The organism is Synechococcus sp. MU1655 (assembly GCF_023630655.1).
GTDB lineage: Bacteria > Cyanobacteriota > Cyanobacteriia > PCC-6307 > Cyanobiaceae > Synechococcus_C.
In genome coordinates, this window is the sequence record NZ_JAKUHK010000211.1 from 1 (window position 1) to 3,644 (window position 3,644).

The following is a 3,644-nucleotide window of genomic DNA, read 5'->3' on the forward strand; positions in this document are numbered from 1 at the left end:
GTTCTTGCAAAATCGTCAGATTGCAGCGATCAATTACTTGAACGCCAAGAGCCTTTGCCTCTTGTACAAGGGATCGGAACTGGGGATGCAGTTCTGGAGCGCCTCCTGTTAGGTCAAGGCAGTTGAGATTCAGGGTTTGGAGAACTTTGGGAATCAGCTTGATCTGCTCCTCCTCCATCATTTCCGTGCGCCACGGTCCTGCATTCACATGGCAGTGGCTGCAGCTTTGATTGCAGCGATAGCCGAGATTGACTTGAAGCGTTTCAAGCTCGCCACGGTTGAGTGCGGGGAAAGCAGTGGCGCTTCTTTGTTGGGATGGCCGATCAGTTGCTGAAGAGATAGAAGTCAAGGTGATGGGCTAGGGGAGAGTGCCTGAGTTTTCTTTTGAGATTCAATCTCCATTGTTGGTTAGCGGGGTGCTGTGTGTGGAGTAAGCCCCATCGCTCGTTGGAAAATGATCAACATTGAGGCAACGTCTTAAACCAGTCGACATAGGCCTCTGGACCGCCCTTGACGAGGCAATCAAAACGGAGTGGGTCGTCTGGATCGCTGATCCCTGAGAGCTTGCTGTCACTCAGATTCGGGCGATCGACTTCACCATGACTGCTATCGACAAGAACAACACGGGATGGGCGGTCGTAGCTTGCACCTAGTTGTTGAAGAAGAGTCAGAAACCCTCTGTCACTGCCGCCTCGGAGCCAACCATCGCCCAATGGGCAAGGTGTGGATGTCACGGTGTCACCAACTCCAACCAGCATGGGCATGGCCTCCCGTTCAATGTGCTGATGACATAGATCCAGCAGGGCTTGTTGGTCATGGGGGGCGTTGCGCACATTGAAAGTGTCACCGAGCGGCGCCGTACCAGTTTTTTGAGCGATGTGCCGATTGATCAGCACCAGCAAACCCACTTCTTTAATGGCTCCCTTCAGCATGAATTGAATGTCCGTGGTGCCAACATCTCCAGGTTCCGCCGGTTTGATTCTTTCCTGACCGGAAGCATCGTGTCCCAGGTTTGGAGCAACGTGTAGAAAAAATGACTGGGGAAGTCCAGCCGCTGTTGCCGCTGACATCAGTGAATCCATCAAATCTGACAACATCAATTGCAGTTGCTTTTGCCGCTTTACATCTCCTTTTATCTTGTTAAAAAGACTATTTAGGTTGATCGTTGGAGAGACCTGGGTGTCAAGAATTGCGAGCTTGAGTTCTTCCTCGAGAGCTTGGCCTTGCAGCTCTGGCATGACTTGACTCAGTTTGATACGCAACAGATCGCTCATCCGTTGAGGGACGGATTCCAGGAAGCTCATTTCCAGATCGCTCACTCCCGGGTGTGAGACCACTCCAAAACGATCTTGAAATTGAACGCCTCCGGCTGCCAGTCCTGGCAGGTAAAGACCTTCTCGTTTCGCCTTCTGGTCGTCGCCTAAAGCTTTCTCAACGAGTCGATTGACGCCACGACGACCCTCATGTTCTCCGTTGGTCAGAACGCTGAACTTGTTTTGCATGGCTGCCGCAGCCTGCACATAGTCAGCACGAAGGCTGCGTGTCAGTGGATTTTTGACGAGCGGCATGCAAACTCCATCGAGGTCTTGCACGATTAACAGGTCGGTCTCCGCCCTCATTTCGTCGCGGAGTGCATCAAGGCTTAGTGGTGCCATTGTCTAAACGATGTCCTTGCAGGAGTGATGGAGAGGTTTGATTGCGCGATCTGGTGTCTTAACCCAGGTCCTCATCTGGGCTGACTGTCTTGAATTCTGTTCCATTGTGGAGACAACTCAAGCTGCTCCGATGGCTTTTCGATAGGCGGGACGACGCACCACGGATTCGATCGTTGCTTGGATTGATGGATAGGGGGCTAGATCGACTTGGGGAAATAACCAAGGTAAGTAGGCTAGATAGGCCTGAACAGCGCAATCTGCCGCTCCCCAGATGTTGCCTACTAAGGGTTGGTGGTTTTCTAATTGGTGATCTAGTTCTTTCATCAGCCGCGGAAATTCTTTTTCTCGGTGACTTGGGACCAATAGGGCAATCGTTAAAGTTGAGTTGACAAACTGCAGCCACTGGCTGTTTATGCTTTGGTCTCAATTGTTTTAATATCGTCGCTATATTGTTCTGCTAAATGCAAAAGAATTGCGCCGCTCTCAAAGAGTTTAAGAGGCTCCCCGTTTGGCGTGAAAAGGTTCGAATCAATCAGTACTGGTAGTTTTCCGAACGGGTTAATCGCAAGGAATTCTGATTGGAGATTTTCGCCCTCCTGGCGATTCAGTTCGATTAAGTTGTAGGAGATGTCTTTTTCTTCCATGTACCAGCGAGGCAGACTTGCCCTTGTTCTTTGACCTCCGTATAGCATCAACGCCATCAAAGCCTCCTCTGATTTCTCTGGCTTGCGTTGCTGCTTCGAGGACCCATTTCTGTTGCGATTGATGTCTTATGGTTCATAGCAGAATGGGCTGGATCGCACTCGTCGATTCAACCACAGATGTTGGATGCGTTTTGGATTGATCTCTTGGTTGGAGCTTCCGTTCGTGGTTGATCGGCTTGAAACTAGCGTGCTTTATCCTTATGAATGGGAAGGATATCTTGGTTTTATGATAACTCTTGAAAGGGCATTTGTGGATCATTTTCGTTTTCTGAATAGAGAAGCCTTTCTCTTTTTGCTCGCCCCTATCGTTTCTGTAGTTTTTATCTTTGTTTGATTTCTGTGCTTTGGCGTTGAACAGCAAGGCCACCCGACTGCTGGAGTTGTCTCACTGGCTGTGGTTGGGGGGGAAGGTTGTTTGAGATCCTGTCGCTGCGTGCCAGCTGTTGAGCTTTCACGGGGGCCTGTGGGGCTTCGTTTGGACCATCGAGCCCAGCCCAGCCAGGCCTTCTTTAGTGTTGGGGTGTGCATAGCGGTGAGTTGATGGAGACGGTGCTGCATAGCAACTCATTTTTTTCACCGTCTCTGGATCGGGACGCTATCCAGCGCCGAATTTTGGAGCTGGAGAAAGGCAAGGTTGGCCTCTACAGCGTCGGGCTCTATCCCGCCTCCCTTGCCTACAACTGCGCCATGCAGAAAAACAGTGAGGGACATCTTTTGTTGGCCCCTCGCCCAGGTCGGGATTTGCTTGGTGCTTTTCCTGATGATGTGATTCAAGGCATGGACGAAGTTCATGTTGCAACGATTGAGGCGATGGCCACCCACGAGCTTGCGGGCAAGCGGGTCACCAACTCCTTGGCCGACCTGCTCATGCGCTGTGAGTTGGTGATCCTCAGTGCCAACAGCAATCACGTTGAAGACGATCTTCGAGAGGCTTGCAGGCTGCGTTCGGAGCTCAATAGAGAGCAGGTGGTGATTGCTTGTCTTGCTGGCTCCTTTGGTCATGATCAAATTGCCAATGAGTCTTATGTTCTCTGCGAAAAAGAGCCCAATTTGGCTTTTTTCTCAGGTTTTCATCGTCATGGAGCCTTACGCAATCCCCTGGATAGTTTCACGGCCAACTTCTGTCATCCCAATGCATTAACGGCATTGTTGGGCGCGCGTTTGCTGGATCGCCTTTCACCCAATATTCAGGTTTCACCAGGTGTTCACAACGTGGAAGGCCAGTACATCAAGGCCGCTAAAAACATGGCGTCTGTGTTTGCAGGCTTTGGGTATTCGTTTCACA

The 3,644-nt window shown here is 50.7% G+C and carries 4 protein-coding genes and 1 pseudogene; 2 read left to right on the forward strand and 3 right to left on the reverse strand.

Features of this window, described 5'->3' with window-relative positions:
• The 3 genes and pseudogenes from NCN04_RS09405 to NCN04_RS09415 all read right to left on the reverse strand — a co-directional run.
• Positions 1–349 (reverse strand): radical SAM protein (locus tag NCN04_RS09405; protein ID WP_250395916.1); only part of this gene is annotated, 349 nt, incomplete at its 3' end.
• 109 nt (positions 350–458) lie between these two features.
• The gene (gene stpA / locus NCN04_RS09410) at positions 459–1,655 is read right to left on the reverse strand and encodes a glucosylglycerol 3-phosphatase (RefSeq protein ID WP_250395917.1); all 1,197 of its coding nucleotides are present in this window, start codon (positions 1,653–1,655) and stop codon (positions 459–461) included.
• A gap of 117 nt (positions 1,656–1,772) precedes the next feature.
• Positions 1,773–2,356: pseudogene (locus NCN04_RS09415) on the reverse strand (glutathione S-transferase family protein).
• A 166-nt stretch (positions 2,357–2,522) separates the two neighbouring features.
• On the opposite strand from NCN04_RS09415, the gene NCN04_RS09420 reads away from it, so the two are divergent.
• On the forward strand, positions 2,523–2,693 hold the full coding sequence (locus NCN04_RS09420; RefSeq protein WP_250395918.1) for a hypothetical protein: 171 nt from the start codon (positions 2,523–2,525) through the stop codon (positions 2,691–2,693).
• Between the two features lie 206 nt (positions 2,694–2,899).
• Positions 2,900–3,644 (forward strand): DUF8649 domain-containing protein (locus tag NCN04_RS09425; protein WP_502988783.1); only part of this gene is annotated, 745 nt, incomplete at its 3' end.